Genomic DNA, 24,412 nt, shown 5'->3' on the forward strand with positions numbered 1-24,412 from the left:
CCGGTTTTTTTATGCCTGTACCGGCCTCTTCGGGGCACGCCCGCTCCCACAGGGACCGCACAGTGGGGCGTGCACGCGAAGGGGCCAGCACAGGTAGGGCAAGATTTACTGAATCTGCTCCGGCGTGACGATCACCCAGTTCTTGTCTGCCGTCACCGGCAACCCTTCCTTGGCCTGCGCCGCCGCATTTTTGGCGATCATCCCGTTGAGCTGGTCCATGTACTTGGCCTTACGATTTATCCACAGGTGGATACCGCCTTTGCCCACATCCACCCCGTGGAACTGCATGTAGCCATCGCTGGTTGGGGTATCGCCGCCCACCAGCACCGGTTTCTTCCATTCATCGATGTAGGTAAGGATCGCCGCCTGCTTGCCTGCCATCCAGGTGGCCGGGGTCCACAGGTAAGGGGTCAGTTCCAGGCCCTCGTTAGCCTTGGCATCGTAGTGCCCGGCACTGATCTGCTTGCGCGCAGTGGTCAGCTGTCCGCTGGCGCGGTCCTTGAGCAGCAGGCTCACGCCAATCACATTCTGGGGCTTCACGTTGTAACCATACTTGGGGTCCGAGGCGACCATGCGCACCAGCTCTTCGGAGGCCGCCGAAATCACATAGATCTCGATGCCGTTCTCCATCAGCTTGTTGTACAGCTCGGCCTGGCCCTTGAAGACCTTGGGCGGCTGAACCTCGATGGCCTTGACCTGGTCGCCTTCGTAATAGGTGCTGGGGATCGGCTTGGTCGAAGCCATCAGCTCATCCACCTGCAGCTTCAGCTCCTGCAAGGTAAAGCCGGAGAATACCTGGGCTACCCACGGGTAGCAGACCATGTCATCGATTTCACACAGCCGGTAGTAATAACTGAACAGGCTTTCCTTGTGCTCGGCAGTGTCCTTGAACGGCATCAGCTTCAACGAAGGGTCGAGCTTGTCGCGGCTAAGCAGACCCTTGTTTTCCATAAACGGAAGCAAGGCTTCTTCCAGGTCATAGCGGTAACTGGTGTTGTCCATGTCGAACACCGCGTAGTTACCTTTATTGGCGTTCGCGGCGATCATGCTATCGAGCTGTTTGGCCGCTTCAGCAGGCCAGTGTTTGAGCTCCGTGGCGAAGGTTTCGATACTGAACAGCAGGGACAGGCCAATGGCGGCGGCTTTCACAGCGACTTTCATGTACGAATCTCCTGAAATGACCCAGAAACGCTAGTGCAACAATCCCCACTGCAAGCCCCCGATAACGACCTCCAGGCAGCCGCAAACGCCTTGTTCATTGCAATCTGCGACATCCCGTTATTCCATAAACGACTATGCAAATTCCATTTGGGTATAAATTCGTTTGTTTTCAGGCTGTTAGCATTTCCGTTCGCAATCGCTCAAAGAGGCGATGCCACTTCTGCTTTTTTTTCTGCTGGAGCTTCAATGAATCTGCCGCTGTCACTCAACCTGCTGGCGCTCCTGGCCCTTTTGCTGGGCCTGGCACAAACCCGCCGCACCGACTGGAGCCTGGCCAAGAAGGTACTGCTCGGCCTGGTGCTGGGCGTGGTCTTTGGCCTTGTGCTGCACACGATCTATGGCGCTGGCCACCCCGTGCTCAAGGCAACCATTGCCTGGCTCGATCTGGTCGGCAACGGCTATGTCGGCCTGTTGCAGATGATCGTCATGCCGCTGATCTTCGCCTCGATACTCAGTGCCGTGGCACGTTTGCACAATGCCTCTTCGCTGGGCCGCATCAGCGTGCTGAGCATCGGCACCCTGCTGCTGACCACGGCCATTGCCGCCCTGATCGGCATTGTGTTGACCAACCTGTTCGCCCTCAGCGCCGAAGGCCTGGTGGCCGGTGCCCAGGAAAGCGCACGCATGCAGGTTATCCACAGTGACTACGCGGGCAAGGTCGCCGACCTCAACATCCCGCAACTGCTGCTGTCGTTCATCCCCAGCAACCCGGTAGGCGACCTGGCGCGGGCCAAGCCGACCTCGATCATCAGCGTGGTGATCTTCGCCGTGTTCCTCGGCCTGGCCGCGCTGCAGTTGATCAAGGACGATGCCGAGAGGGGCGAGCGCGCCCTGTCGGCCATCGACACCCTGCAGGCCTGGGTGATGCGCCTGGTGCGGGTGGTGATGAAGCTGACCCCCTACGGCGTGCTGGCGTTGATGACCAAGGTAATTGCCAGTTCCAACATGGAGGACATCCTCAAGCTGGGCAGCTTCGTGGTGGTGTCGTACCTGGGCCTGGGGTTGATGTTCGTGGTGCATGGCATCATCCTCGCCGTCACTGGCGTGAGCCCGCTGCGCTTCTTCCGCAAGGTGTGGCCGGTGCTGACCTTCGCCTTCACCAGCCGCTCCAGCGCCGCCAGCATTCCGCTGAACATCGAAGCACAAACCCGCCGTCTGGGGGTGCCGCAATCGATCGCCAGCTTCAGCGCATCGTTCGGCACCACCATTGGCCAGAACGGCTGCGCCGGGCTCTATCCTGCCATGCTGGCGGTGATGGTCGCGCCAGCGGTAGGCATCGACACCTTCGACCCGCTGTGGATCGCCACCCTGGTGGCCATCGTCACGCTGAGCTCTGCAGGGGTTGCCGGCGTGGGCGGCGGTGCCACCTTTGCCGCGCTGATCGTGCTACCCGCCATGGGCCTGCCGGTGGAACTGGTGGCGTTGCTGATTTCGGTGGAGCCGCTGATCGACATGGGCCGTACGGCATTGAACGTGAACGGTTCGATGACGGCGGGCGTTGTCACCAGCCAGCTGTTGAAAGAGACAGACAAGGAAGTGCTGGCTGGTGATGAACATGCCGAGCTGAGCCACACCTGACAGATCGCCGGGGCGCGTTGCGCCCCCCGTAGGAGCGGGTTCACCCGCGAAAGGGCCAGGCCTGCTGGCCAATTCTCACCCGCCGTTCACCGTTGCCGCCACTATCGTATTCGCGGGTAAACCCGCTCCTACAGGGTGGTGGATACTCATCGGGGGTTGGACACAGGCCGTTGTAGGAGCGGGTTCACCCGCGAAGGGCTGCAAAGCAGCCCCAACAATCTCACCCCTTATCCCAAACCTCAAAGTGATACACCGGCTTACCTTCCTCAGCCTGTGCCTCGCTGGAAGTCAGCCTCCACTGCCCTTCATCAAACGCCGGGAACCACGCATCCCCCTCTGGCGCCAACTCAACCCGCGTCAGGTACATGCGGCTGACCAGCCCCTTCTCCAGCGCCTGCCCATACAGCTGCGCCCCGCCAATCAGCATCAGCTCTCCAACGCCCTGCTGGCGCGCCCACTGCTCGGCCCGCACCAACGCTTCTTCAAGCGAGGCAAACACCTCGGCACCTGCCAGTTCAAGCCCCGGTTGGCGGCTGACCACGATGTTCAACCGCCCAGGCAGCGGCCGCCCCAGCGAGTCCCAGGTCTTGCGCCCCATGATGATCGGCTTGCCCAGGGTGGTGGCCTTGAAGTACTTGAAGTCCCCCGGCAAATGCCAGGGCATGGAATTGTCGATGCCGATCACGCGGTTCTCGGCATAAGCCGCGATCAGGCTGAGGGGGAGTGATGTATTCATGCCAGCGAGGATAGCACCGGGCGTGTGGGTTATGCTTCTGCCTTGACCTGTGCAATGGAAGACCTTGTGACTGCACCCACGCCACTGGACAAGCGCTGGCTCACCGAAGCGGTACGCCTGCGCGAAGAACATGCCGGCCCGCTGGAAGACCAGGAAGCCAACCGCCACGCCCGCCAGCTAGGTGGCGACTTGGCCACGCGCATCGAAACGCGTGCGCTGTTCCTGGCCGAGCGCGATGACATGACCGGCGCCCTGCGCCATTGGAAGCAGGGCGCGCGCCTGGCGCTGCTGGCCTTGTTGCTGATGGCCGTGCTCAGCGGCGCGGGCCTGGGGCTGGCCGCCCTCGGTGACGGGCAGCGCCCGGTGAATGTGTTCTGGGCGCTGGGCAGCCTGCTCGGGCTGAACCTGTTGATGCTGCTGGGCTGGGCCATGGGTTTTGCCCTGAGCAACGAGCAGGGCGCAGGGCTGGGCCGCTTGTGGCTGTGGCTAAGCGAACGCTTTGCCCGCGATGCCAAGGCCGCGCACCTGGCGCCAGCGCTGCTGGTGCTGCTGCAACGTCAACGCCTCAATCGGTGGCTGCTCGGCCTGTTGGTGCATGGCCTGTGGCTGTTGGCGATGCTTACCGCACTGGGCATGCTGCTGGCCTTGCTGGCGACCCGGCGCTATGGCTTTGTCTGGGAAACCACCCTGCTCGCCGCCGAGCCGTTCATTCACCTGACCCAAGCGCTGGGCGCCCTCCCCTCGTTGCTAGGCTTCGCCGTGCCCGACGAAGCCATGATCCGCGCCAGCGGCGCCAGCCTGCCGGCCCTGGACATGGCACGCCAGGCCTGGGCCAGCTGGCTGCTCGGCGTGGTGCTGGTATACGGCCTGCTGCCCCGCCTGCTGCTGGCCGGGTTATGCCTGTGGCGCTGGCGCCAGGGCCGTGAACGCCTGACGCTGGACCTGGGCCTGCCCGGCTACGCGCAACTGCGCGAGGCACTGATGCCGCGCAGCGAGCGCATTGGCGTGCAGGACGCCGCCCCGCAAGCCTTGCCACAGTTTGCCGCCGGGCAGCTGGAAAGCGGCAGCAGCGGCGCCCTGCTGGTGGGCCTGGAGCTGGACGACCAGCGCCCCTGGCCACCCGCCCTGCCGAAAAGCGTGACCGATGCCGGCGTGCTCGACAGCCGCGAATCACGCAACCGGCTGTTGGAACAGCTCAGCCGCTTCCCGCCGGCACGCCTGGCCATCGCCTGCGACCCACGCCGCTCGCCCGACCGCGGCAGTTTGGCGCTGCTCGCCGAACTGGCGCGCAATGCCGGCGCAACCCGTATCTGGCTGCTGCAGGCTGCACCAGGCCAGCCCCTCGATGCCGAGCGCCTGGGCGATTGGCACGAAGCCCTTGACCGCCTTGGCCTGCAACATGCCGACACCTCACCGCTGACCTGGCTGGAGCATGGCCATGACTGAGCCACTGAAACTGGCCGTGGTCGGCCATACCAATGTTGGTAAAACCTCGCTACTGCGCACCCTGACCCGCGACGTCGGCTTTGGCGAAGTGTCCCACCGCCCCAGCACTACCCGCCATGTGGAAGGTGCGCGACTGTCTGTGGACGGTGAACCCTTGCTGGAGCTGTACGACACGCCCGGCCTGGAAGATGCTATCGCCCTGCTCGACTACCTTGAACGTCTGGAACGCCCTGGCGAGCGCCTGGACGGCCCAGCCCGGCTGGAGCGTTTTCTGCAAGGCAGCGAAGCGCGCCAGCGTTTCGAGCAGGAGGCCAAGGTATTACGCCAGTTGCTGGCCAGTAATGCCGGCCTGTATGTGATCGATGCGCGCGAGCCGGTGCTGGCCAAGTACCGCGACGAATTGGAAGTATTGGCCAACTGCGGCAAGCCGTTGCTGCCGGTGCTCAACTTCGTCGCCAGCAGCCAGCACCGCGAGCCTGAATGGCGTGAAGCCCTTGCCCGGCTTGGGCTTCACGCATTGGTGCGGTTCGACAGCGTGGCCCCGCCAGAGGATGGCGAGCGCCGCTTGTACGAAAGCCTGGCGCTGCTGCTGGAAAACGCCCGCCCGGCGCTGCAACGGCTGATCGACGACCAGCAGGCGCAGCGCTTGGCACGCCGGCACAGCGGCAAGCGCCTGATTGCCGAACTGCTGCTCGATTGCGCTGCATGCCGACGCAGTGTCGAGGCCGAACCGGCGGCAGAAGCCCGGGCCATCGCGGCGCTGCGCCAGGACATTCGCCAACGTGAACAACGCTGCGTCGAAGCCTTGCTCAAGCTGTATGCCTTCCGCCGCGAGGATGCCCATGCCAGCGACCTGCCGTTGCTGGACGGCCGCTGGGGCGATGACCTGTTCAATCCGGAAACGTTGAAACTGCTGGGCGTGCGCTTGGGCAGCGGTGTGGCGGCGGGGGCGGCAGCGGGTGCCGGGGTCGATCTGCTGGTTGGTGGCCTTACCCTCGGCGCAGCGGCACTGGCCGGGGCGATTGCCGGTGGCGCGCTGCAGACAGCGCGCAACTATGGGTCACGGTTGATGGGCAAGCTCAAGGGCAAGCGCGAGCTGACCGTGGACGACACGGTATTGCGGTTGCTGGCCTTGCGTCAGCAGCAGTTGATGGTGGCGCTGGATAACCGCGGGCATGCGGCGCAGGACAGCATCAGGCTGGGTGAGCTGGATGAAAAGGCCTGGCGCGAGGGCAAGTTGCCGGAGGCGCTGGTCAAGGCGCGGGCGCACCCGCAGTGGTCCACCCTGAATCCCGAGGCGAAGCTGAATCAGGCTGAGCGGCAGGAACAGCTGGAGGCGCTGGTTTCACAGATTTGAGCCAGCAGGGCCGGCCCTTTCGCGGGTAAACCCGCTCCTACGACGGGCTGTGTACAGCCACAGATGTATGTCCACCACCAATCGGTGTAGGAGCGGGTTTACCCGCGAAGAGGCCAGCCCTGCAACAGTGAAGCGTTACTGCTGGGCCACCTTCTCCGACTTTCCGTCATAGCGCTTGCGCCATTCGGCCAGAATCTGATCACGGTTTTTCGAAGCCCAGGCAAAGTCGTTCTTGATCAACCGCTGCTCATAATCCGCCGGCAGCTCGGTCTGCGGCTTGGCGATGCCCGGCGCGGCCAGTACGGCGAAGTTTTCCTTGTACAGTTCCATGGCCGCCGGACTGGCCGAGAAATCGGCCAGGCGCTTGGCCGCATCTGCCTTGGGTGAGCCTTTGATCACGGCGGTTGCCTCGATCTCCCAGCCCAAACCCTCCTTTGGCAGCACGATGTCCAACGGCGCGCCTTGGCGCTTGAGCTGCACGGCCGGGTATTCGAACGAAATACCGATCGGGAACTCGCCCGCCGCCGCCAGCTTGCACGGTTTGGAGCCGGAATGAACGTACTGGCCGATGTTCTGGTGCAGCGCATCCATGTAGGCCCAGCCCTGCGGCTCGCCAAAGGTTTGCAACCAGGCACTGACATCCAGGAAGCCGGTGCCGGACGAGGCCGGATTGGGCATGACAATCTTGCCTTTGTACTCAGGCTTGGTCAGGTCCTGCCAGCTCACCGGCTTGCTCAGGCCCTGTTTCTCGGCCTCGATGGTGTTGAAGCAAAGGGTGGCGGCCCACACGTCCATGCCGACCCAGGCTGGCGGATTGGCGGCGTCACGATAATTGCCGGAGATCTTGCCCAGGTCCTTGGGTGCATAGGCTTCGAGCATGCCGTTCTGATCGAGGATGGCCAGGCTCGATGCCGCCAACCCCCACACAGCGTCGGCTTGCGGGCGCGCTTTCTCCGCCAGCAGCTTGGCAGTGATGATGCCGGTGGAATCACGCACCCACTTGATCTCGATATCCGGGTTGGCTTTCTCGAAGGCCTGCTTGTAGGTTTTCAGCTGCTCGGCTTCCAGAGCGGTGTAGACCGTCAGCTGGGTAGCAGCAGCAGAGGGCTGCAGGCTGAACACGGCAGAAACGGCAGCGGCAAGGGCAAGGTGCTTGTGCATGGGTAGGTTCCTTACAGGTCAGACGGTCGCGGCGCGTTCGCGCCAGGCTTGGGAGCGGCGCAGCAGGCCGCGCGAGGCTGCAGCCAGCAACAGTGAAGCGCCGGCACTGGTCAGCAGGATCAAGGTGGACATGGCAGCGGCGCCGCCAACGTTGCCGGCGTCGTCCATGTTCAGCACAGCAACGGCAGCCAGGATCGTGTCGGGGCTGTACAGGAAAATCGCTGCCGACACGGTGGTCATCGCCGATACGAACAGGTAACGGATGATGTCCAGCAGTGCCGGCAGGCAAATCGGCACGGTCACGCGCAGGAAGTGCCTGTACAGCGGCGCTTTCAGCGACAGCGCGGCGGCCTCGAACTCGCCGTCGAGCTGGCGCAGGGCAGTGGTCGCGGTCATCTGCGCGGTGGTCAGGTAATGGGCAATGGTGCACAGCACCAGCAACCCCATGCCGCCGTACAGCACATGCAGCGGGTTGCCGTTCAAGTTGAAGAAGAATACGTAGCCCAGGCCCAGTACCAGGCCCGGCACAGCCATGGGGATGAAGCTGAACAGGCGCAGCGCATGGTTGAGCAGGCGTTGGCCCTGGGTCTTTTCCATCAGGTAGGCGCCGGTAAAGATCACGATGCTGCCAATCAGCGCGGTGCCAATGGCCATGGTCACGCTGTTGCGGTAGGCCAGCCAGCCGCCACCAGCAGTGTCTTCGAACATGTAGTGGCGCAGCGACAACGACAGGTTGTAGGGCCAGAACGTGACCAGCGAGGAGTACACCGCCATACCGATCACCAACAGCAACGCCGCGCACACCAGCAGTACAAGGGTCAGGAAGCAGGCATCGCGGCTGCGTGATGGCTTGGGTTCGAACACCTGGGCACGGCCGCCCATGGCCGCGCCCTGGCGTCGGCGCAGCCAGGCGTCGACGGTAAAGCTGAACAGGGCCGGCAACAGCAGCACCATGCCGATCAGCGCCCCACGGCCGAACTGTTGCTGGCCCACCACCGCCTTGTAGGCTTCCAGCGCCAGCACTTGATAGTCGCCCCCTACCACGACTGGTACACCGAAGTCTGTGATCGTCAGCGTGAATACCAGGCAGAACGCCGCGAATACCGCCTGGCGCGAGGCCGGCCAGGTGATGCTGGTGAACGCCCGCCACGAGCCTGCCCCCATGCTGGAGGCTGCATCGAACAGGCGAGCATCGGCCAGTGACAGTGCCGACAGCAGAATCATCAGCGCATGCGGGAAGGTGTAGATGGCCTCGCCCAGTACGATGCCCCAGAAGCCGTAGATATTGTCGCTGAGCAACCCACGCAGCAGGCCTTGGTTGCCAAACAGGTAGACCAGGGCGATGGCCGGCAGCATCGACGGTGCCAGCAATGGCAGCAGCGAAATCCCCCGCCACAGGCCCTTGGCCGGGATCAACGTGCGTTGCAGGGCAAAGGCGAACAAATAGGCCAGCGGTACCACAATGGCCGCGACCGTGAAGGCCACCGACAGGCTGTTGCCAAGCAGCCAGTGGAAGCTGGCGCTGGCGAAAAGTTCACGGGCCGCCAGCAAGCCACCGCCCTGGTCCGCTTCACCACTGAAACCACGCCAGAAGATCGCCAGCAACGGCATCAGCACGGCCAGCACCAACAGCATCAGCAGCAGGCTCTTGCCGCCGATGACGAACAGCCGGTCGCCCAGGGCGATGCCAGCCCGCGGCGCGGCGTTGGCCTGGCGCAAAGGCAGGGACATTGGCGCGGCCATCTTAGGCGAACACCTGCAGGCTCTGCGGCGGCAACGCCACCCAGATGTCCTGCGAGCCCAGGCGCGGCATGGCCTCGGGGGCCAGCTCGGCCAGCAGCGCATGCCCTGGCAGGGCCTTGAGTTCAAAGCTCATGCGGCAGCGGTTACCGAGGAACGTGATTTCGCGGACCAGGGCCGGGAACAAGTTTTCTTCGTGCACCACCGGGTTGACCGTGATCGCTTCCGGGCGGCAGAACAGCCGGCCACGGCTGGCCTGGGCTGCCCCCGGCGCCAGGCGCATGTTCATGTCACCGACCTGGGCATGGCTGTCGCTGCTGCGCTGGAACGGCAGCCAGTTGCCCTGGCCGACAAACTCGGCAACGAACGGCGTGGCCGGGTGGTCGTAGATTTCCTGCGGGGTGGCGTACTGCTCGACCTGGCCGTTGTGCATCACCGCAATGCGGTCGGCCATCAACATGGCCTCGTCCTGGTTGTGGGTAACCATCAAGGTGGTGATACCCAGTTGGCGCTGCAGTTGACGCAGCTCGGTGCACAGATGCTCACGCACCCTGGCATCCAGCGCCGACATCGGCTCATCGAGTAGCAGCAGCGATGGCGACGGAGCCAGCGCGCGGGCCAGGGCCACACGCTGCTGCTGGCCACCGGAGAGCTGGCCTGGGTACTTCTTCTCGCTGCCAGACAGGCCAACCAGTTCGAGCATTTCGGCCACGCGCTGGCGGGCCTGCTCGCGGCCACTGCCCGTCAGGCCATAGGCGATATTGGCTTCGACGGTAAGGTTGGGGAACAGCGCATAGGACTGGAACAGGATGCCGTAGTCCCGCGCCTGGGGTGACAGCTCGGAGATATCGCGTTCGCCGATGTACAGCGTACCGCGGTCCTGGCGCTCCAGGCCGGCAATGCAGCGCAGCAGCGTGGTCTTGCCACAACCGGACGGGCCGAGCAGGCACACCAGTTCGCCCGCAGCGATGTCCAGCGAGACATCGTTGAGCGCCGTAAAGGCACCGAAGCGCTTGTGGATGTTGCACACTTTTATCTGTGCGCCGGGGGTGGTGTGGTTCATGGCATGGCCTCATCGAAGAGATGGGGCCATGCTAGGCAGGCTGTGCGAAGGTTATGTGGCTTTGAGGCAAAAGCCGGTGATAGTGGTATAGGCAGATTTAGTAGTGGCCTGTGCCGGCCTCTTCGCGGGTAAACCCGCTCCTACAACGGCATGCATGTTCGCGGAAAATGCAGGCACGCGGGTACGCTGAAATGTAGGAGCGGGTTTACCCGCGAAGAAGCCAGCAAAAATCTAGAACTGCGAACCGGCCACTTCCTGCGCCACCCCCAGGAATGCCGCTGGCAACCGGGCCTGGCGCCGCTCCTTCAGGCAATACAGGTACTCATGCATCACCGGCGCATTTTCCAGCGCCAGCACCCGGAGTTCGGGGTTGTGCGGCACCTCATGGCGGGCAATCACGCTGATGCCGATATTGCGCAGCACCGCTTCGCGGATCGACTCGCGGCTGCCAATCTCCATCAGGGCACCGGCCTTGACCCCGGCCTCCTGCATCATCTGCTCGGTCAGCTTGCGTGTGGTCGAGCCCTTCTCGCGCATCAGCAGACAATGCCCCGACACCACCTCGATCGACACCGTCTGGCGTTGGGCCAAAGGGTGGTTGCGGTGCACCGCCAGCACCAAAGGATCCGTGCCCAGTATCCGCCGCACCAACCGCGCGTCCTCCACCCATTGCGACGACGCGGCAATATCCACTCGGTAATCCTCGAGCATTTCCAGTACCTGCTGCGAGTTGCCGATCTCCACCGCCACGTCAACCTGCGGCAAGCGTTCGCGATAGATCTTTACCAGGTCGAGAATGTAGTAAGGCGCAGTGGCCGCAATGCGCAGGCTGCCCTGGGCCTGGCCACTGTTGCGCAGCTCGAACTCGATGTCGGCTTCCTGCTGCAGCAGCGCCTTGACCATCGGCAGCAGGCGTAAGCCCTCCTCGCTCAACACCAGGCGACGCCCGCCGCGGTAGAACAACTCCACTGCATACTGGCCTTCCAGGCTGCGGATCTGCGTGGTCACCGTGGGCTGGCTGAGGCCAAGCTTCTTCGCCGCTTGGGTGATGCTGCCCAGACGGGCGACCATGTAGAAGGCCTTCAGCTCGGAACTCAGCATGCACGTCCTCTATTTGCGCAAAAGGCGCAAGCCGTTGAACACCACCAGCAAGCTCACGCCCATATCAGCGAACACCGCCATCCACATCGTGGCCATGCCGGCAAAGGTGATCGCCAGAAATATCGCCTTGATGCCCAATGCCAGCACGATGTTCTGCATGAGGATCGCCGCACTTTGGCGCGACAGCCTGACGAAGGCCGGGATTTTGCGCAAGTCATCGTCCATCAGCGCCACATCGGCAGTCTCGATGGCGGTGTCGGTGCCGGCAGCAGCCATGGCAAAGCCGATTTCGGCGCGGGCCAGCGCCGGGGCGTCGTTGATGCCGTCACCGACCATGCCCACCCGGTGGCCTTGGTCGTACAACACCTCAATGGTTTTCAGCTTGTCGGCTGGCAACAGGTTGCCCTCGGCGCGGTCGATCCCCACCACGGCGGCAATGGCCTGCGCAGTATGCGGATTGTCACCGGTCAGCATGACAGTCTTGATACCCAGTTGATGCAATTCGGCGATCGCCTGACGGCTGCTGTCCTTGACCGTGTCGGCCACGGCGAACAGTGCCAGAGGGCCGGATCGGTCGAGCAGCAGGACCACGGTCTTGCCCTGGCGCTCCAGCGCATCCAGCTGGGCCTCCAGCGCTGGCGAACACAGCCCCAGCTCCTCGACCAGGCGGTGGTTGCCCAAGTGGTAGACCTCACCGGCGATGACACCACGCACGCCACGCCCGGCCAGGGCGGCGAAGTCACCGACCTCGCTCAAGGCCAGGCCTTGCTGCTTGCCGAACTCGGCTATAGCGCGGGACACCGGGTGGTCCGAACGCTCGCCCAGGCTGGCCGCCAAGGCTTGCGCACGGTCTTCGAACAGCGGCGCCAGCACCTTGGCGTCGGTCTGCACAGGCTTGCCATGGGTGATGGTGCCGGTCTTGTCCAGGGCCAGGAAATCCAGGTGGCGGCCACCCTCCAGGTACACGCCCCCCTTGATCAGGATGCCTTTGCGCGCAGCGGCGGCCAGGCCACTGACGATGGTCACCGGGGTCGAGATCACCAGCGCGCATGGGCAGGCCACCACCAGCAGCACCAAGGCGCGGTAAACCCAATCGAACCAGGCGCCAGCCATGAACACCGGCGGTATCACCGCCATGGCCAAGGCAATGGCGAACACCGCCGGAGTGTAGATGCGCGAGAAACGGTCGACGAAGCGCTGGGTAGGCGCCCGCGCGCCTTGCGCTTCCTCGACGGCCTTGATGATCCGCGCCAGGGTCGACTGCCCGGCAGCGGCGGTGACGCGGAACTCCAGCGCCCCCGCCTGGTTGATGGTGCCAGCGAACAGCTTGTCGCCCACCCCCTTCTCCACAGGCAGACTTTCGCCGGTGATCGGCGCCTGATCGACGCTGGAATGCCCGCTGGTCACTTCACCGTCCAGGCCGATGCGCTCACCGGGGCGCACCCGCACCAGTGCGCCGATGGCCACCTCACGCACGTCCAGCTCGCGCCACTGGCCATCGGCCTGCTGCACCGTAGCCATGTCCGGGGTCAGCTGCATCAACCCGCCGATGGCATTGCGCGCACGGTCCAGCGAGCGCGCTTCGATCAGTTCGGCAACGGTGAACAGCACCATCACCATAGCCGCTTCCGGCCATTGGCCGATCAACACGGCCCCCGTCACGGCGATACTCATCAGCGCATTGATGTTGAGGTTACGGTTTTTCAGGGCAATCCAGCCCTTCTTGTAGGTACCCAGGCCGCATCCGAGGATCGCGGCAAGCGCCAGCCCCGCCACCACCCACTCCGGGGCCAGTGCAGCAAAGTGCACGATTTCGGCGGCGATCGCGGCGACGCCCGACAATGCCAGTGGCCACCAGCGGGCCTTGGCCGGTTGTGGCGCGCTGACGGCGCCATCGTCCTGGGCGGCAATCGGTTCGGCCTTCATGCCCAGGCTGTCGATAGCCCGCTCGATATGGGCGGTGCCGTCCATGGTGTGGCGCACACCAAGCACGCGGTTGATCAGGTTGAATTCCAGCTGTTCGATACCGCCCAGCTTGCTCAGTTTGTCCTGAATCAGGGTCTGCTCGGTGGGGCAGTCCATGGCATCGATGCGGAAACGGCTGAGTTGAGCCTGGGCACTGGCCGTTTCGCTCAGTTGCACCAGCGGCGGCGCGGCTTTGGCGCCACAGCAGCTGTGGCCGTGGGCAGCATGGTCATGGTCGTCATCGCCATGAGCGTGATCGTGCGGATGCTTGTGTTCGTGGCTGACAGGCTGGTTCATGGGGTCATCCTTAAATTGAGCCTGTTGCCAAGTGAACACCCTGTAGCCACTATAGGGTCAAGCCACTTGCTGGAGATTTAGTGATGAAGATCGGAGAACTGGCCAAAGCCACCGACTGTGCGGTGGAAACCATCCGCTACTACGAGCGTGAAAACCTGCTGCCGGAGCCAGCCCGCAGCGACGGCAACTATCGGCTGTACACCCAGGCCCATGTTGAGCGGCTGACCTTCATCCGCAACTGTCGCACCCTCGACATGACCCTGGACGAAATCCGCAGCCTCCTGCGCCTGCGTGACAGCCCGGACGATTCGTGCGGCAGCGTCAATGCGCTGATCGACGAGCATATCGAGCATGTTCAGGCGCGGATCGATGGCTTGGCGGCATTGCAGGAGCAGCTGGTGGAGCTGCGCCGGCGCTGTAACGCGCAGGGGAGTGAATGCGCGATCTTGCAGCAACTGGAGACGAACGGGGCGGTATCGGTGCCGGATACCGAGCATTCGCATGTGGGGCGGAGTCACGGGCATTGAGCCAAAAGCATCGCGGGTGAACCCGATCCTACAGGGACTGCGCACGACTTAGCGCCTGTGCAGTACCCCGTAGGAGTGGGTTCACCCGCGAAGAGGCCAGTTCAAACAATGAAGATCTATCAGACCGCCATCGGCGCTGTCATCGGCGCATGGTGCTCATAGCCTTCCAGCCAGAAATCACTCGGCTCGATCTTCTCCAGCCACTCCGGCTCGTATTTGCCAGTCTCGGCAAACGACGGCACACGGTCGCTGATGACCAGCTTCGGCGCCTCCAGCGGCTCGCGCTTGAGCTGCTCGTTGAGCATGTCCAGGTGGTTTTCGTACACATGGGCATCGCCGATGAAGTAAGTGAACCAGCGCGGTGTATAGCCGGTCAGGCGGCCGAACAGCGACAGCAGCGCCGCGCCTTCGGTGAGGTTGAACGGCGTGCCAAGCCCCAGGTCGTTGGAGCGGATGTAGAGGGTCAGGGAAATTTCCCTGGTCTCGACATTCGGGTGGAACTGGTACAGCAAGTGACACGGTGGCAGTGCCATTTCGTCCAGTTGCGCGCAGTTCCAGCCATGGAACAGGATGCGGCGGCTACCCGGGTCGTTGGCGATGGTGTCCAGGCACTGGCGCACCTGATCGATCGCCTTGTACAGGATGACAAACGCGACGCCGTCCTCTTCGTCCTGGGCAATGCGGCGGAAACCGGCTTGCTCGGCCATTTCGATGGCCGCCGGGTTGCTCAGCGGGATGCGCTTGTAGCCCGGCCACTGGCGCCATTGCACGCCATAGATCTCGCCCAGGTCGTCATGGCCCTGACGGAACGGGTTGGCCAGCCACTGGGCGTTTTCGTTGGCGTTCTGGTCCCAGACCTTGCAGCCCAGCTCGCGGAACTCACCGGCGTTCTTCACGCCACGCAGGAAACCGACCATTTCACCGATCGCCGACTTGAACGCCAGCTTGCGCGTGGTAATGGCCGGAAAGCCCTTCTGCAGGTCGAAACGCAGCATCGCGCCCGGCAGGCTGATGGTGCGGATGCCGGTGCGGTTTCCCTGCAACGTGCCGTTATCAATGACGTCGCGGACCAGGTCCAGATACTGTTTCATGGCTTACCTGTAGCAAAAACGGCAGGGGGATCGCCCCTGCCGTGGGATTAATCAGGCGGGTTTCGCCGTGGGCTTGCGATTATAAGCCCACCAGATCAGGCCGAGGCCAGCCAGGATCATCGGCACACAGAGAATCTGACCCATGGTCAGCCAGCCCCAGGCGATGTAACCCAGCTGAGCATCCGGCACCCGCACGAATTCGACGATGAAGCGGAAGATACCGTAGAACAACGCGAACATGCCGGACACGGCCATGGTCGGTCGCGGCTTGCGCGAGAACAGCCAAAGGATGACGAACAGCGCCACGCCCTCGAGGGCGAACTGGTAGAGCTGCGACGGGTGGCGCGGCAACTGGGCCGGGTCGCTGAACGGCGGGAAGATCATCGCCCATGGCACGTCGGTAGGTTTGCCCCACAGTTCAGCGTTGATGAAGTTGCCGATACGCCCCGCACCCAGGCCAATCGGCACCAGCGGGGCGACGAAGTCCATCAGCTCGAAGAACGACTTGTTGTTGCGCTTGCCGAACCACAAGGCCGCCAGCATCACGCCGATAAAGCCGCCGTGGAACGACATACCGCCCTTCCACACCTCGAAGATCAGTGTCGGGTTGGCCAGGTAGGCGTGCAGGTCGTAGAACAGCACATAGCCCAGACGCCCGCCGACAATCACCCCCATCGACAGCCAGAACACCAGGTCGGACAGCTTCTCGCGGCTCCAGGTGGGGTCGAAGCGGTTCAGCCGGCGTGAGGCCAGCAGCCAGGCACCGCCGATGCCGATCAGGTACATCAGGCCGTACCAATGGATTTTCAGCGGCCCAATGGCCACGGCCACGGGGTCTATCTGCGGGTAAGGCAGCATGGAACTTCCTCTCGATTCAAATCAAAAAGCTGAGGCCGACACAGAACAGCAGGGCTGCGAACAGGCGTTTCAACAAACGTGGCGACAGCTTGTGCGCCAGGCGCGCGCCGAAGCGTGCGAAAAACATGCTGGTCACGGCAATGCCGACCAATGCGGGCAGGTACACGTAACCCAGGCTGTGGGGCGGCAGGTGCTCCTCGTGCCATCCCAGCAGAATGAAGCTCAGGGCACTGGCCACAGCAATCGGCAGGCCACAGGCCGATGACGTGGCCACTGCCTGCTGCATGGGCAGGCTACGCCAGGTGAGGAACGGCACCGTCAGCGAACCACCGCCAATGCCGAAAATGGCCGAGGCCCAGCCAATCACGCTGCCTGCACCGATCAGCCCAGGTTTGCCGGGGATGCCACGGCTGGCCTTGGGTTTGAGGTCAAGGGCCATCTGCGCGGCGATGACCAGGGCGAACACACCGATGATCTTTTGCAGCAGTGGGCCCTGGATCAGCGAAGCAGTCTTGGCACCGACACCGGCCCCCAGGAGGATGCCTAAGGTCATCCAGGCGAAGATCGGCCATTGCACCGCGCGCTTGCGGTGGTGTTCCCGCACGGCGTTGATCGAGGTGAAGACGATGGTGGCCAGTGACGTGCCGACGGCCAGGTGGGTCAGCACCGAAGCGTCGAAACCCTGCAGGGTAAAGCTGAATACCAGCACCGGCACGATGATGATGCCGCCGCCCACGCCGAACAGCCCGGCCAGCACACCAGCACAGGCACCCAACAACAGATAGAGCACGAATTCCATTCGGCGTCCCCCAGAAATCAATCCGGCATGGTAACGGAAGCCGGGCTCGGGGCTCTAGTGAACTCTGTGTCAGGATGGATCCGCATCGTTCCTGTGGGTACAGTGACAAGAAAACACAGAGGCCCAACCTATGTGCCTGATCGTATTTGCCTGGCGGCCGGGGCACGCCCTGCCGCTGATCGTGGCGGCCAACCGCGACGAATTCTATGCCCGCCCCACTCAGCCCCTGGCGGCCTGGGAGGATGCACCTGGGGTGCATGCCGGGCGCGACCTGGAGGCAGGCGGTACCTGGCTGGGCGTAGGCCCAAAGGGGCGCTTTTCTGCGCTGACCAACATCCGTGACCCGGGTCAGGCGCCGGGGCCCCGCTCGCGGGGTGAGCTGGTGGCGGCGTTTCTGCAGGGCGAGCTAGGGGTTGAGGCTTACCTGGACCAGGTGGCCAGCCGTAGCGGACAGTACTCGGGGTTCAACCTGCTGGTGGGTGATGGGCAGCAACTGGGTTATCTGCACGCCCGTGAGGCCACGCCGCGCCTGCTGAAAGCCGGGGTTTACGGGCTCTCGAACGCCGGGCTGGATACACCGTGGCCGAAACTGGTGAAGGCACGTAACGGCCTGGAAAACCTGCTGGACACGCCGGAGCCGCACAGCCTGCTGGCTTTACTCGCGGATAACGAGCCCGCAGCTGATGGTGACCTACCCGAGACAGGCGTGGGGTTGGCAACAGAGAAGTTGCTGTCGAGCGTCTTCATCGCCAGCCAAAATTACGGGACCCGGGCGAGTACCGTGCTGATTGTGGATGATCAGGGGCAAAGGCGGCTGATTGAGCGCAGTTTCGGGCCTTTTGGCGGGCACTTGGGGGAAATTGAGTTGTTGGTCTGAGTATTTGATGTTGTCTGTTCGGGCCTCTTCGCGGGTAAACCCGCCCCTACGCCGATACACGTACACCGATCAACGTAGGGGCGGGTTTACCCGAGAAGAGGCCGTGACAGGCAGCATCACCCTCAAAGAGTCTTGTTAGCCCCAGGCCCAATCATCCGCGCCAACCCAAGGTTCTTCAGGGCCAGCTGCAGCGAGCTGTGGATAACCTGCGGGTTGTCATGGCTCAAGGCTTCGGCCAGCAGCTCCTTGGCCTTGCCCATATTGATCTGGCGCAGCATCCACTTGACCTTCGGCAGGTTGGTGGCGTTCATCGAGAGGCTGTCGAAGCCCATGGCCATCAACAGGACCGCCGCCGCCGGGTCACCGGCCATCTCGCCGCAGATGCTCACCGGCTTGCCTTCGCCATGGGCGTCGCGCACCACCGTGTTCAGCGCCTGCAGCACCGCCGGGTGCAGGTAGTCGTACAGGTCGGCGACCCTCGGATTGTTGCGGTCCACCGCCAGCAGGTACTGGGTCAGGTCGTTGGAGCCGACCGACAGGAAGTCCACCTGGCGCGCCAGCTCCTTGGTCTGGTACACCGCCGCTGGAATTTCCACCATTACACCCACAGGCGGCATCGGTACATCGGTACCTTCGTCACGCACTTCACCCCAGGCACGGTGGATAAGGTGCAGCGCCTCTTCCAGCTCGTGAATGCCGGAAATCATCGGCAGCAGGATGCGCAGGTTGTTCAGGCCCTCGCTGGCCTTGAGCATGGCGCGGGTCTGTACCAGGAAGATTTCCGGGTGGTCGAGGGTGACGCGGATGCCACGCCAGCCGAGGAACGGGTTTTCTTCCTTGATCGGGAAGTACGACAGTGCCTTGTCACCACCGATGTCGAGGGTACGCATGGTTACCGGCAGTGGGTGGAAGGCTGCCAGCTGCTCACGGTAGATGGCCAACTGCTCTTTCTCACTGGGAAAACGCTGGTTGATCATGAACGGCACTTCGGTGCGGTACAGGCCTACCCCTTCGGCGCCGCGCTGCTGGGCACGGGCCACGTCAGCGAGCAGGCCGGTGTTGACCCACAGGGGCATGCGATGGCCGTCGGGAGTAACACACGGCAGTTCGCGCAGTGCATCCAGCCCTTGGGCCAGCTGGCGTTCCTCCTCGACCACTTCGCTGTACTGCTTGCGCAGCACCTCGCTGGGGTTGGTGAACACCTCGCCCTTGTAGCCGTCGACGATCAGTTCAATACCGTCGACTTTGGAATATGGCAGGTCGACCAGGCCCATCACCGTTGGGATGCCCATGGCCCGCGCAAGAATGGCGACGTGGGAGTTGCCCGAGCCGAGTACCGAGACCAGGCCGACCAGCTTGCCTTCCGGCACTTCACCGAGCATGGCCGGTGTCAGTTCCTCACTGACCAGGATGGTGTTGTCGGCATACACCAGCGACTGCGAGCGCGCTTCCTGCAGGTAGGCCAAAAGGCGGCGCCCCAGGTCCTTGACGTCGGAGGCACGCTCACGCAGGTAGTCGTCGTCCATCAGCTCGAAGCGGTTGACGTGCTCGCCAACCACCTGGCGCAGGGCGCCCTGGGCCCACTGGCCGGTCTTGATGACCTCGGTCACCTCACCGCCCAGGGCTGCGTCTTCAAGCATCATCAGATAAACATCGAACAGCGCACGCTCTTCCGGGCGCAGCTGGGTGGCCAGCTTGGCCGACAGCTTGCGCATGTCGTCGCGCACACCTTCCAGGGCGTTCTGGAACAGCTTGAGTTCGGCGTCGATGTCATCGACGATCTTGTCCGGGACCACTTCCAGGTCGGCCGGCGGCAACATCACCACCGCGCGCCCCACCGCGGCACCAGGCGAACCCGGCACACCCACGAAGCGCGCTTCCTGAATGCCTTTGCCCTGACGGCCCAGGCCACGGATCGAGCCCGTAGCCTCGGCGTGGGCGATAACCCCGGCAAGCTGGGCGCTCATGGTGACCAGGAAGGCTTCCTCGCCCTCGTCGAACTGGCGGCGCTCCTTTTGCTGGATGACCAGTACCCCGACCACACGGCGGTGGTGGATGATCGGCGCCCCCAGGAAGGAGGCGAATTTCTCTTCGCCGGTTTCGGCAAAGTAGCGGTAACGCGGGTGGTCGGCGGCGTTTTCCAGGTTCAGAGGCTCTTCCCGGGTACCGACCAGGCCAACCAGGCCTTCGTTGGGGGCCATGCTGACTTTGCCGATGGAGCGCTTGTTCAGGCCTTCGGTAGCCATCAGCACGAAGCGGTTGGTTTCCGGGTCGAGCAGGTAGACCGAGCAGACCTGGCTGCCCATGGCTTCCTTGACGCGCAACACAATGATCCCCAACGCCGACTTGAGATCTTTGGCGGAGTTTACTTCCTGGACGATCTTGCGCAGCGTATTGAGCATGGCTCGGGGTCGAACTCCGTCGTCAGTCGCGCGTCAACAGACGCGGTGCTAGCTCTTTCAGTGCGCGTCGGTACACCTCGCGCTTGAATGTCACAACCTGGCCCAGCGGATACCAATAGCTCACCCAGCGCCAGCCGTCGAATTCCGGCTTGCCGGTCAGGTCCATCCGCACCCGTTGTTCGTTGCTGACCAGGCGCAGCAGGAACCACTTCTGCTTCTGGCCGATGCACAGCGGCTGGCTGTGGGTACGTACCAATCGCTGGGGTAAACGATAACGCAACCAGCCACGGGTGCAGGCAAGAATTTCTACATCGTCGCGTTCTAGGCCAACTTCTTCGTTCAGCTCGCGGTACAGGGCGTCTTCCGGCGTTTCGTCAGGGTTGATACCACCCTGGGGGAATTGCCAGGCATCCTGGTTGATCCGTCGAGCCCATAGCACCTGCCCGGCATCATTCGTGAGAATGATCCCGACATTGGGGCGAAAACCATCCGGGTCGATCACGGCAGCAACCTCGCAAACGCATGTCAACGCATTGTTCCACAAAGCTTGCGAGCGCAGCAACGCGCCCGCCAAGCTTATGTGCAGCTGCGTGAAAACTCCGTATTCTGCGGGTCTACCCTGTGACTGATGCGAGTGACCGCGATGCGCCTGGCTTTATTCGACCTGGACAATACCCTCCTCGGTGGCGACAGCGACCATGCCTGGGGTGACTACCTTTGCGAGCGCGGCATTCTCGACCCGGTCGCCTACAAGCAACGCAACGACAGCTTCTACCAGGATTACCTCAATGGCACCCTGGACCTGCAGGCCTATCTGGCCTTTTCCATGGAGATCCTGGCGGCAACACCCATGGCCCAGCTCGACGAGTGGCACCGCGACTTCATGCGCGACTGTATCGAGCCAATCATCCTGCCCAAGGCCCTGGCCTTGCTGCAGCAGCACCGCGAGGCGGGCGACCAACTGGTGATCATCACCGCTACCAACCGCTTCGTCACCGCACCGATCGCCCGGCGCCTAGGGGTGCGGGTGTTGCTGGCAACCGAATGCGAAGTGCGCGACGGCCGCTACACCGGGCGTAGTACCGATATACCGTGTTTCCGTGAAGGCAAAGTGACGCGGCTGGAGCGCTGGATGCTGGAAAACGGCTTTGATCTCGAGGACAGCTACTTCTATAGCGACTCGATGAATGACCTGCCGTTGTTGCAGCGGGTGACGCATGCAGTGGCAGTGGACCCGGCCTCGGACCTGCGGGCCGAGGCGGATAAGCGGGGGTGGCCGGTGATTTCGCTGCGGGATTGAGGCTTTCCTGTGCCGGCATCACACCGCCCGTTGTAGGAGCGGGTTTACCCGCGAAGAGGCCGGCACAAACAGCACAAAGCTGTCAGACCGGCTTGGCCCCCATCAGTCCGGCAATGGACAGGAAGCAAACCCCACTGAACACCGCCAAGGCGAAGGTAAACCGCAGCCCCACCACCTCGGCCTTGCGCAGCCGGTTCAACCGCACCAGCAGCCACCACACGGCAAACGCACCGAAGGTATAGATGACACTGGATGCCAACACCCAGGTCTGCCCCAGTGGCCAGCCCACCAGGTGTATCAGCCACCAGCCGGTGAACGGCATGCTCACCAGGCATAGGCCCATCACCAGCCAGACGAACACCAATGGCCGGCGCAGCAGCTTGGCGTAGGCTTCGGCATCGCCCTGACGGCGAGCGCGCCAGGTCCAGATCGCCAGGCCCAGGGCGCCCAGAAGCAGCAGCGCGGTGGCGATGATATGCAGGGTTTTGAGCGTGGTCAGGTGTTCCATGTCTCGGTCGTCCTTATACAGGCCATCAGCCCTAGCTTAGCCGCTCAGCCCAGGAACAGTTTGTAGGCCGGGTTCTCGGTCTCGTCCCAGTACGGGTAACCAATCTTGGCCAGCGCCGCCGGCACCAGGTGACGTTCGTCCTCCGGCACTTGCAGCCCCGCCACCACGCGCCCATCCGCCGCGCCATGGTTGCGGTAGTGGAACATCGAGATGTTCCAGCGCCCGCCCAGCTTGTTGAGGAAGTTGAACAGCGCCCCTGGCCGCTCGGGGAATTCGAAGCGCAGCACCATTTCATCGCTGGCACCGGCCGAGTGGCCGCCGACCATATGACGAATATGCAGCTTGGCCAGTTCGTTGTCGGTCAGGTCAGTAACCGGGAAGCCCTGCTCGGTCAGTTGCTGCACCAGTGCCGCGCGCGGGTCGTTTTCCGGATGGGTCTGCACCCCAACGAAGATATGCGCTTCGTCAGAGGTGTGCTTGCGGTAGTTGAACTCGGTGATCTGACGCTTGCCAATCGCCTCGCAGAAGGCCTTGAAGCTACCCGGGCGCTCAGGGATGGTCACGGCGATAATCGCCTCGCGCTTCTCACCCAGCTCGGCACGTTCGGCCACATGGCGCAGGCGATCGAAATTGACGTTGGCACCGGAGTCGATGGCTACCAGGGTCTGGCCGCTGACGCCGTATAGCTCGACGTACTTCTTGATGCCCGCAACACCCAGCGCGCCAGCAGGCTCTGTGATCGAGCGGGTATCGTCGTAGATATCCTTGATTGCCGCGCAGATCTCGTCGGTACTTACGGTGACGACTTCGTCCACATGGTGGCGGCAGATATCGAAGGTGTGCTGGCCAATCTGCGCCACCGCCACGCCATCGGCGAACAGCCCGACCTGCGGCAGCACCACACGCTCACCGGCAGCCATGGCCGCCTGCAGGCAGTTGGAATCGTCCGGTTCGACACCGATTACCTTGATTTCCGGACGCAGGTACTTCACGTAGGCAGCAATGCCGGCGATCAGGCCGCCACCGCCCACCGGGACGAAGATCGCGTCCAGCTGGCCAGGGTGCTGGCGCAGGATTTCCATGGCGACGGTGCCCTGCCCGGCGATGGTGTGCGGATCGTCGTAAGGGTGAACGTAGACGAAGCCCTTTTCATCGACCAGTTTCAGCGAATAGGCCAGCGCCTCAGGGAACGAATCGCCATGCAGCACCACCTTGCCACCGCGCGAGCGCACGCCTTCGACCTTGATTTCCGGAGTTGTCTTGGGCATCACGATGGTGGCCTTGATGCCCATTTCGCGCGCGGCCAGGGCCAGGCCTTGGGCGTGGTTGCCGGCCGAGGCGGTCACCACGCCGCGGGCCAGTTCTTCCGGGCTCAGCTGGGCCAACTTGTTATAGGCGCCGCGGATCTTGAACGAGAATACGGGCTGCAGGTCTTCGCGCTTGAGCAGAATCTGGTTACCCAGGCGCTTGCTCAGCTGCCCGGCGCTCTGCAACGGGGTTTCGACGGCAACGTCATAGACGCGCGAGGTGAGGATCTTCTTGACGTACTGTTCGAGCATCGGGAATGCATCACTGGGCCGCGGGACGAGGGCTGGGAGTCTACCCCAGCGCTACGTCGGGCGACCACAGCAAAGCCGTGCGAGCCGTTATACTAGGCAACTTTGAAACCGCCCTGCCCCTTCCGGAGCCCGCATGACCCAGGACCAACTCAAACAGGCCGTCGCCCAGGCCGCTGTCGACTTCATTCTGCCCAAGCTGGATGAAAAGAGCGTCGTAGGCGTCGGTACCGGTTCGACCGCCAACTTCTTCATCGATGCCCTGGCTCAGCACAAGACCGCGTTCGACGGCGCCGTCGCCAGCTCCGAAGCCACTGCCCAGCGCCTGAAGGGCCATGGCATCCCGGTCTACGAACTGAACAGCGTCAGCGAGCTTGAGTTTTACGTGGACGGCGCTGACGAGAGCGACGCACACCTGCACCTGATCAAGGGCGGCGGCGCAGCCCTGACCCGCGAAAAGATCGTCGCGGCCGTGGCCAAGACCTTCATCTGCATCGCCGACGGCAGCAAGCTGGTGCCGGTACTGGGGGCCTTCCCGCTGCCGGTCGAAGTGATCCCCATGGCCCGCAGCCACGTGGCACGTCAGCTGGTGAAGCTGGGTGGCGACCCGGTGTACCGTGAAGGCGTGGTCACCGACAACGGCAACGTGATCCTGGATGTTTACAACCTGCAGATCACCAACCCGGTGGAACTGGAAGCGCAGATCAACGCCATCGTCGGCGTGGTCACCAACGGCCTGTTCGCGGCGCGGCCGGCGGATCTGCTTTTGCTGGGTACCGCTGAAGGCGTGAAGAGCCTGAAGGCCGAGTAAAACCCTTCGCGGGTAAAC

21 protein-coding genes are annotated in these 24,412 nt (G+C 63.2%); 7 read left to right on the top strand and 14 right to left on the bottom strand.

Annotated features, from left to right (window positions below):
- Positions 1 to 105 precede the first annotated feature (105 nt).
- A complete protein-coding gene (locus tag LVS58_RS02000; protein ID WP_233689675.1) occupies positions 106 to 1,161 on the bottom strand; it encodes a haloacid dehalogenase-like hydrolase in 1,056 nt (351 codons plus the stop codon).
- Positions 1,162 to 1,407: 246 nt separating this feature from the next.
- On the opposite strand from LVS58_RS02000, the gene LVS58_RS02005 reads away from it, so the two are divergent.
- Positions 1,408 to 2,799, top strand: a complete 1,392-nt coding sequence (locus LVS58_RS02005) for an L-cystine transporter (RefSeq protein ID WP_233689676.1) — start codon at positions 1,408 to 1,410, stop codon at positions 2,797 to 2,799.
- Between the two features lie 220 nt (positions 2,800 to 3,019).
- On the opposite strand, the gene LVS58_RS02010 is transcribed toward LVS58_RS02005, so the two are convergent.
- On the bottom strand, positions 3,020 to 3,535 hold the full coding sequence (locus LVS58_RS02010; RefSeq protein WP_233689677.1) for a dihydrofolate reductase: 516 nt from the start codon (positions 3,533 to 3,535) through the stop codon (positions 3,020 to 3,022).
- A gap of 54 nt (positions 3,536 to 3,589) precedes the next feature.
- Here LVS58_RS02010 and LVS58_RS02015 point away from each other — a divergent pair, with 54 nt between their 5' ends.
- Together LVS58_RS02015 and LVS58_RS02020 are read left to right on the top strand one after the other, a co-directional pair.
- Positions 3,590 to 4,981, top strand: a complete 1,392-nt coding sequence (locus tag LVS58_RS02015) for a DUF2868 domain-containing protein (protein ID WP_233689678.1) — start codon at positions 3,590 to 3,592, stop codon at positions 4,979 to 4,981.
- Entirely contained in the window at positions 4,974 to 6,338 is a 1,365-nt protein-coding gene (locus LVS58_RS02020) for a GTPase/DUF3482 domain-containing protein (RefSeq protein WP_233689679.1), read from the top strand. The genes LVS58_RS02015 and LVS58_RS02020 overlap by 8 nt, the downstream gene beginning before the upstream one ends.
- Positions 6,339 to 6,473: 135 nt before the next feature.
- Here the strand turns inward: LVS58_RS02020 and LVS58_RS02025 are convergent, their stop codons facing one another.
- The 5 genes from LVS58_RS02025 to LVS58_RS02045 form a co-directional block, all read right to left on the bottom strand.
- The gene (locus LVS58_RS02025; RefSeq protein WP_233689680.1) at positions 6,474 to 7,499 is read right to left on the bottom strand and encodes a putative 2-aminoethylphosphonate ABC transporter substrate-binding protein; all 1,026 of its coding nucleotides are present in this window, start codon (positions 7,497 to 7,499) and stop codon (positions 6,474 to 6,476) included.
- Between the two features lie 18 nt (positions 7,500 to 7,517).
- A complete protein-coding gene (locus tag LVS58_RS02030) occupies positions 7,518 to 9,242 on the bottom strand; it encodes a putative 2-aminoethylphosphonate ABC transporter permease subunit (protein ID WP_233689681.1) in 1,725 nt (574 codons plus the stop codon).
- Between the two features lies 1 nt (position 9,243).
- Positions 9,244 to 10,302 carry a putative 2-aminoethylphosphonate ABC transporter ATP-binding protein gene (locus LVS58_RS02035; protein ID WP_233689682.1) on the bottom strand — a complete coding sequence of 353 codons (1,059 nt, stop codon included), beginning with the start codon at positions 10,300 to 10,302 and terminating at the stop codon, positions 9,244 to 9,246.
- 231 nt (positions 10,303 to 10,533) lie between these two features.
- A complete protein-coding gene (locus LVS58_RS02040; protein ID WP_233689683.1) occupies positions 10,534 to 11,403 on the bottom strand; it encodes a LysR family transcriptional regulator in 870 nt (289 codons plus the stop codon).
- 9 nt (positions 11,404 to 11,412) lie between these two features.
- Positions 11,413 to 13,665: a heavy metal translocating P-type ATPase gene (locus LVS58_RS02045; RefSeq protein ID WP_233689684.1), complete on the bottom strand. Its 2,253-nt coding sequence runs from the start codon at positions 13,663 to 13,665 to the stop codon at positions 11,413 to 11,415.
- Between the two features lie 83 nt (positions 13,666 to 13,748).
- On the opposite strand from LVS58_RS02045, the gene cadR reads away from it, so the two are divergent.
- Positions 13,749 to 14,192 (top strand): cadmium resistance transcriptional regulator CadR, encoded by a 444-nt coding sequence (gene cadR / locus LVS58_RS02050; protein WP_233689685.1) that lies wholly within the window; start codon positions 13,749 to 13,751, stop codon positions 14,190 to 14,192.
- 119 nt (positions 14,193 to 14,311) lie between these two features.
- Here cadR and LVS58_RS02055 read toward each other — a convergent pair whose 3' ends face one another.
- Genes LVS58_RS02055 through LVS58_RS02065 form a run of 3 tightly spaced genes read right to left on the bottom strand, consistent with a single transcriptional unit; the run spans position 14,312 to position 16,940 of the window.
- Positions 14,312 to 15,283: a thymidylate synthase gene (locus LVS58_RS02055; RefSeq protein ID WP_003249029.1), complete on the bottom strand. Its 972-nt coding sequence runs from the start codon at positions 15,281 to 15,283 to the stop codon at positions 14,312 to 14,314.
- Between the two features lie 51 nt (positions 15,284 to 15,334).
- Positions 15,335 to 16,141: a prolipoprotein diacylglyceryl transferase gene (gene lgt / locus LVS58_RS02060; RefSeq protein WP_201201272.1), complete on the bottom strand. Its 807-nt coding sequence runs from the start codon at positions 16,139 to 16,141 to the stop codon at positions 15,335 to 15,337.
- A 16-nt stretch (positions 16,142 to 16,157) separates the two neighbouring features.
- On the bottom strand, positions 16,158 to 16,940 hold the full coding sequence (locus tag LVS58_RS02065) for a sulfite exporter TauE/SafE family protein (protein WP_233689686.1): 783 nt from the start codon (positions 16,938 to 16,940) through the stop codon (positions 16,158 to 16,160).
- A 130-nt stretch (positions 16,941 to 17,070) separates the two neighbouring features.
- On the opposite strand from LVS58_RS02065, the gene LVS58_RS02070 reads away from it, so the two are divergent.
- On the top strand, positions 17,071 to 17,817 hold the full coding sequence (locus LVS58_RS02070; protein ID WP_233689687.1) for an NRDE family protein: 747 nt from the start codon (positions 17,071 to 17,073) through the stop codon (positions 17,815 to 17,817).
- A gap of 122 nt (positions 17,818 to 17,939) precedes the next feature.
- On the opposite strand, the gene ptsP is transcribed toward LVS58_RS02070, so the two are convergent.
- Positions 17,940 to 20,219, bottom strand: coding sequence for a phosphoenolpyruvate--protein phosphotransferase (gene ptsP, locus LVS58_RS02075; RefSeq protein WP_233689688.1), 2,280 nt, complete (start codon positions 20,217 to 20,219; stop codon positions 17,940 to 17,942).
- A 22-nt stretch (positions 20,220 to 20,241) separates the two neighbouring features.
- A complete protein-coding gene (locus LVS58_RS02080; protein ID WP_003249017.1) occupies positions 20,242 to 20,721 on the bottom strand; it encodes an RNA pyrophosphohydrolase in 480 nt (159 codons plus the stop codon).
- A 141-nt stretch (positions 20,722 to 20,862) separates the two neighbouring features.
- Here LVS58_RS02080 and LVS58_RS02085 point away from each other — a divergent pair, with 141 nt between their 5' ends.
- A complete protein-coding gene (locus LVS58_RS02085; protein ID WP_233689689.1) occupies positions 20,863 to 21,519 on the top strand; it encodes an HAD family hydrolase in 657 nt (218 codons plus the stop codon).
- Positions 21,520 to 21,601: 82 nt separating this feature from the next.
- Here LVS58_RS02085 and LVS58_RS02090 read toward each other — a convergent pair whose 3' ends face one another.
- Both LVS58_RS02090 and ilvA read right to left on the bottom strand, forming a co-directional pair.
- Positions 21,602 to 22,027, bottom strand: a complete 426-nt coding sequence (locus LVS58_RS02090; RefSeq protein ID WP_233689690.1) for a DUF2269 domain-containing protein — start codon at positions 22,025 to 22,027, stop codon at positions 21,602 to 21,604.
- A gap of 44 nt (positions 22,028 to 22,071) precedes the next feature.
- Positions 22,072 to 23,586: a threonine ammonia-lyase, biosynthetic gene (gene ilvA / locus LVS58_RS02095; protein ID WP_003249006.1), complete on the bottom strand. Its 1,515-nt coding sequence runs from the start codon at positions 23,584 to 23,586 to the stop codon at positions 22,072 to 22,074.
- Between the two features lie 133 nt (positions 23,587 to 23,719).
- Here ilvA and rpiA point away from each other — a divergent pair, with 133 nt between their 5' ends.
- Positions 23,720 to 24,394 (top strand): ribose-5-phosphate isomerase RpiA, encoded by a 675-nt coding sequence (rpiA, locus tag LVS58_RS02100; RefSeq protein WP_003249004.1) that lies wholly within the window; start codon positions 23,720 to 23,722, stop codon positions 24,392 to 24,394.
- Positions 24,395 to 24,412 lie beyond the last annotated feature (18 nt).

It is taken from the genome of Pseudomonas sp. JR33AA (assembly GCF_021378985.1).
GTDB classification, from domain to species: Bacteria; Pseudomonadota; Gammaproteobacteria; order Pseudomonadales; family Pseudomonadaceae; genus Aquipseudomonas; species Aquipseudomonas alloputida.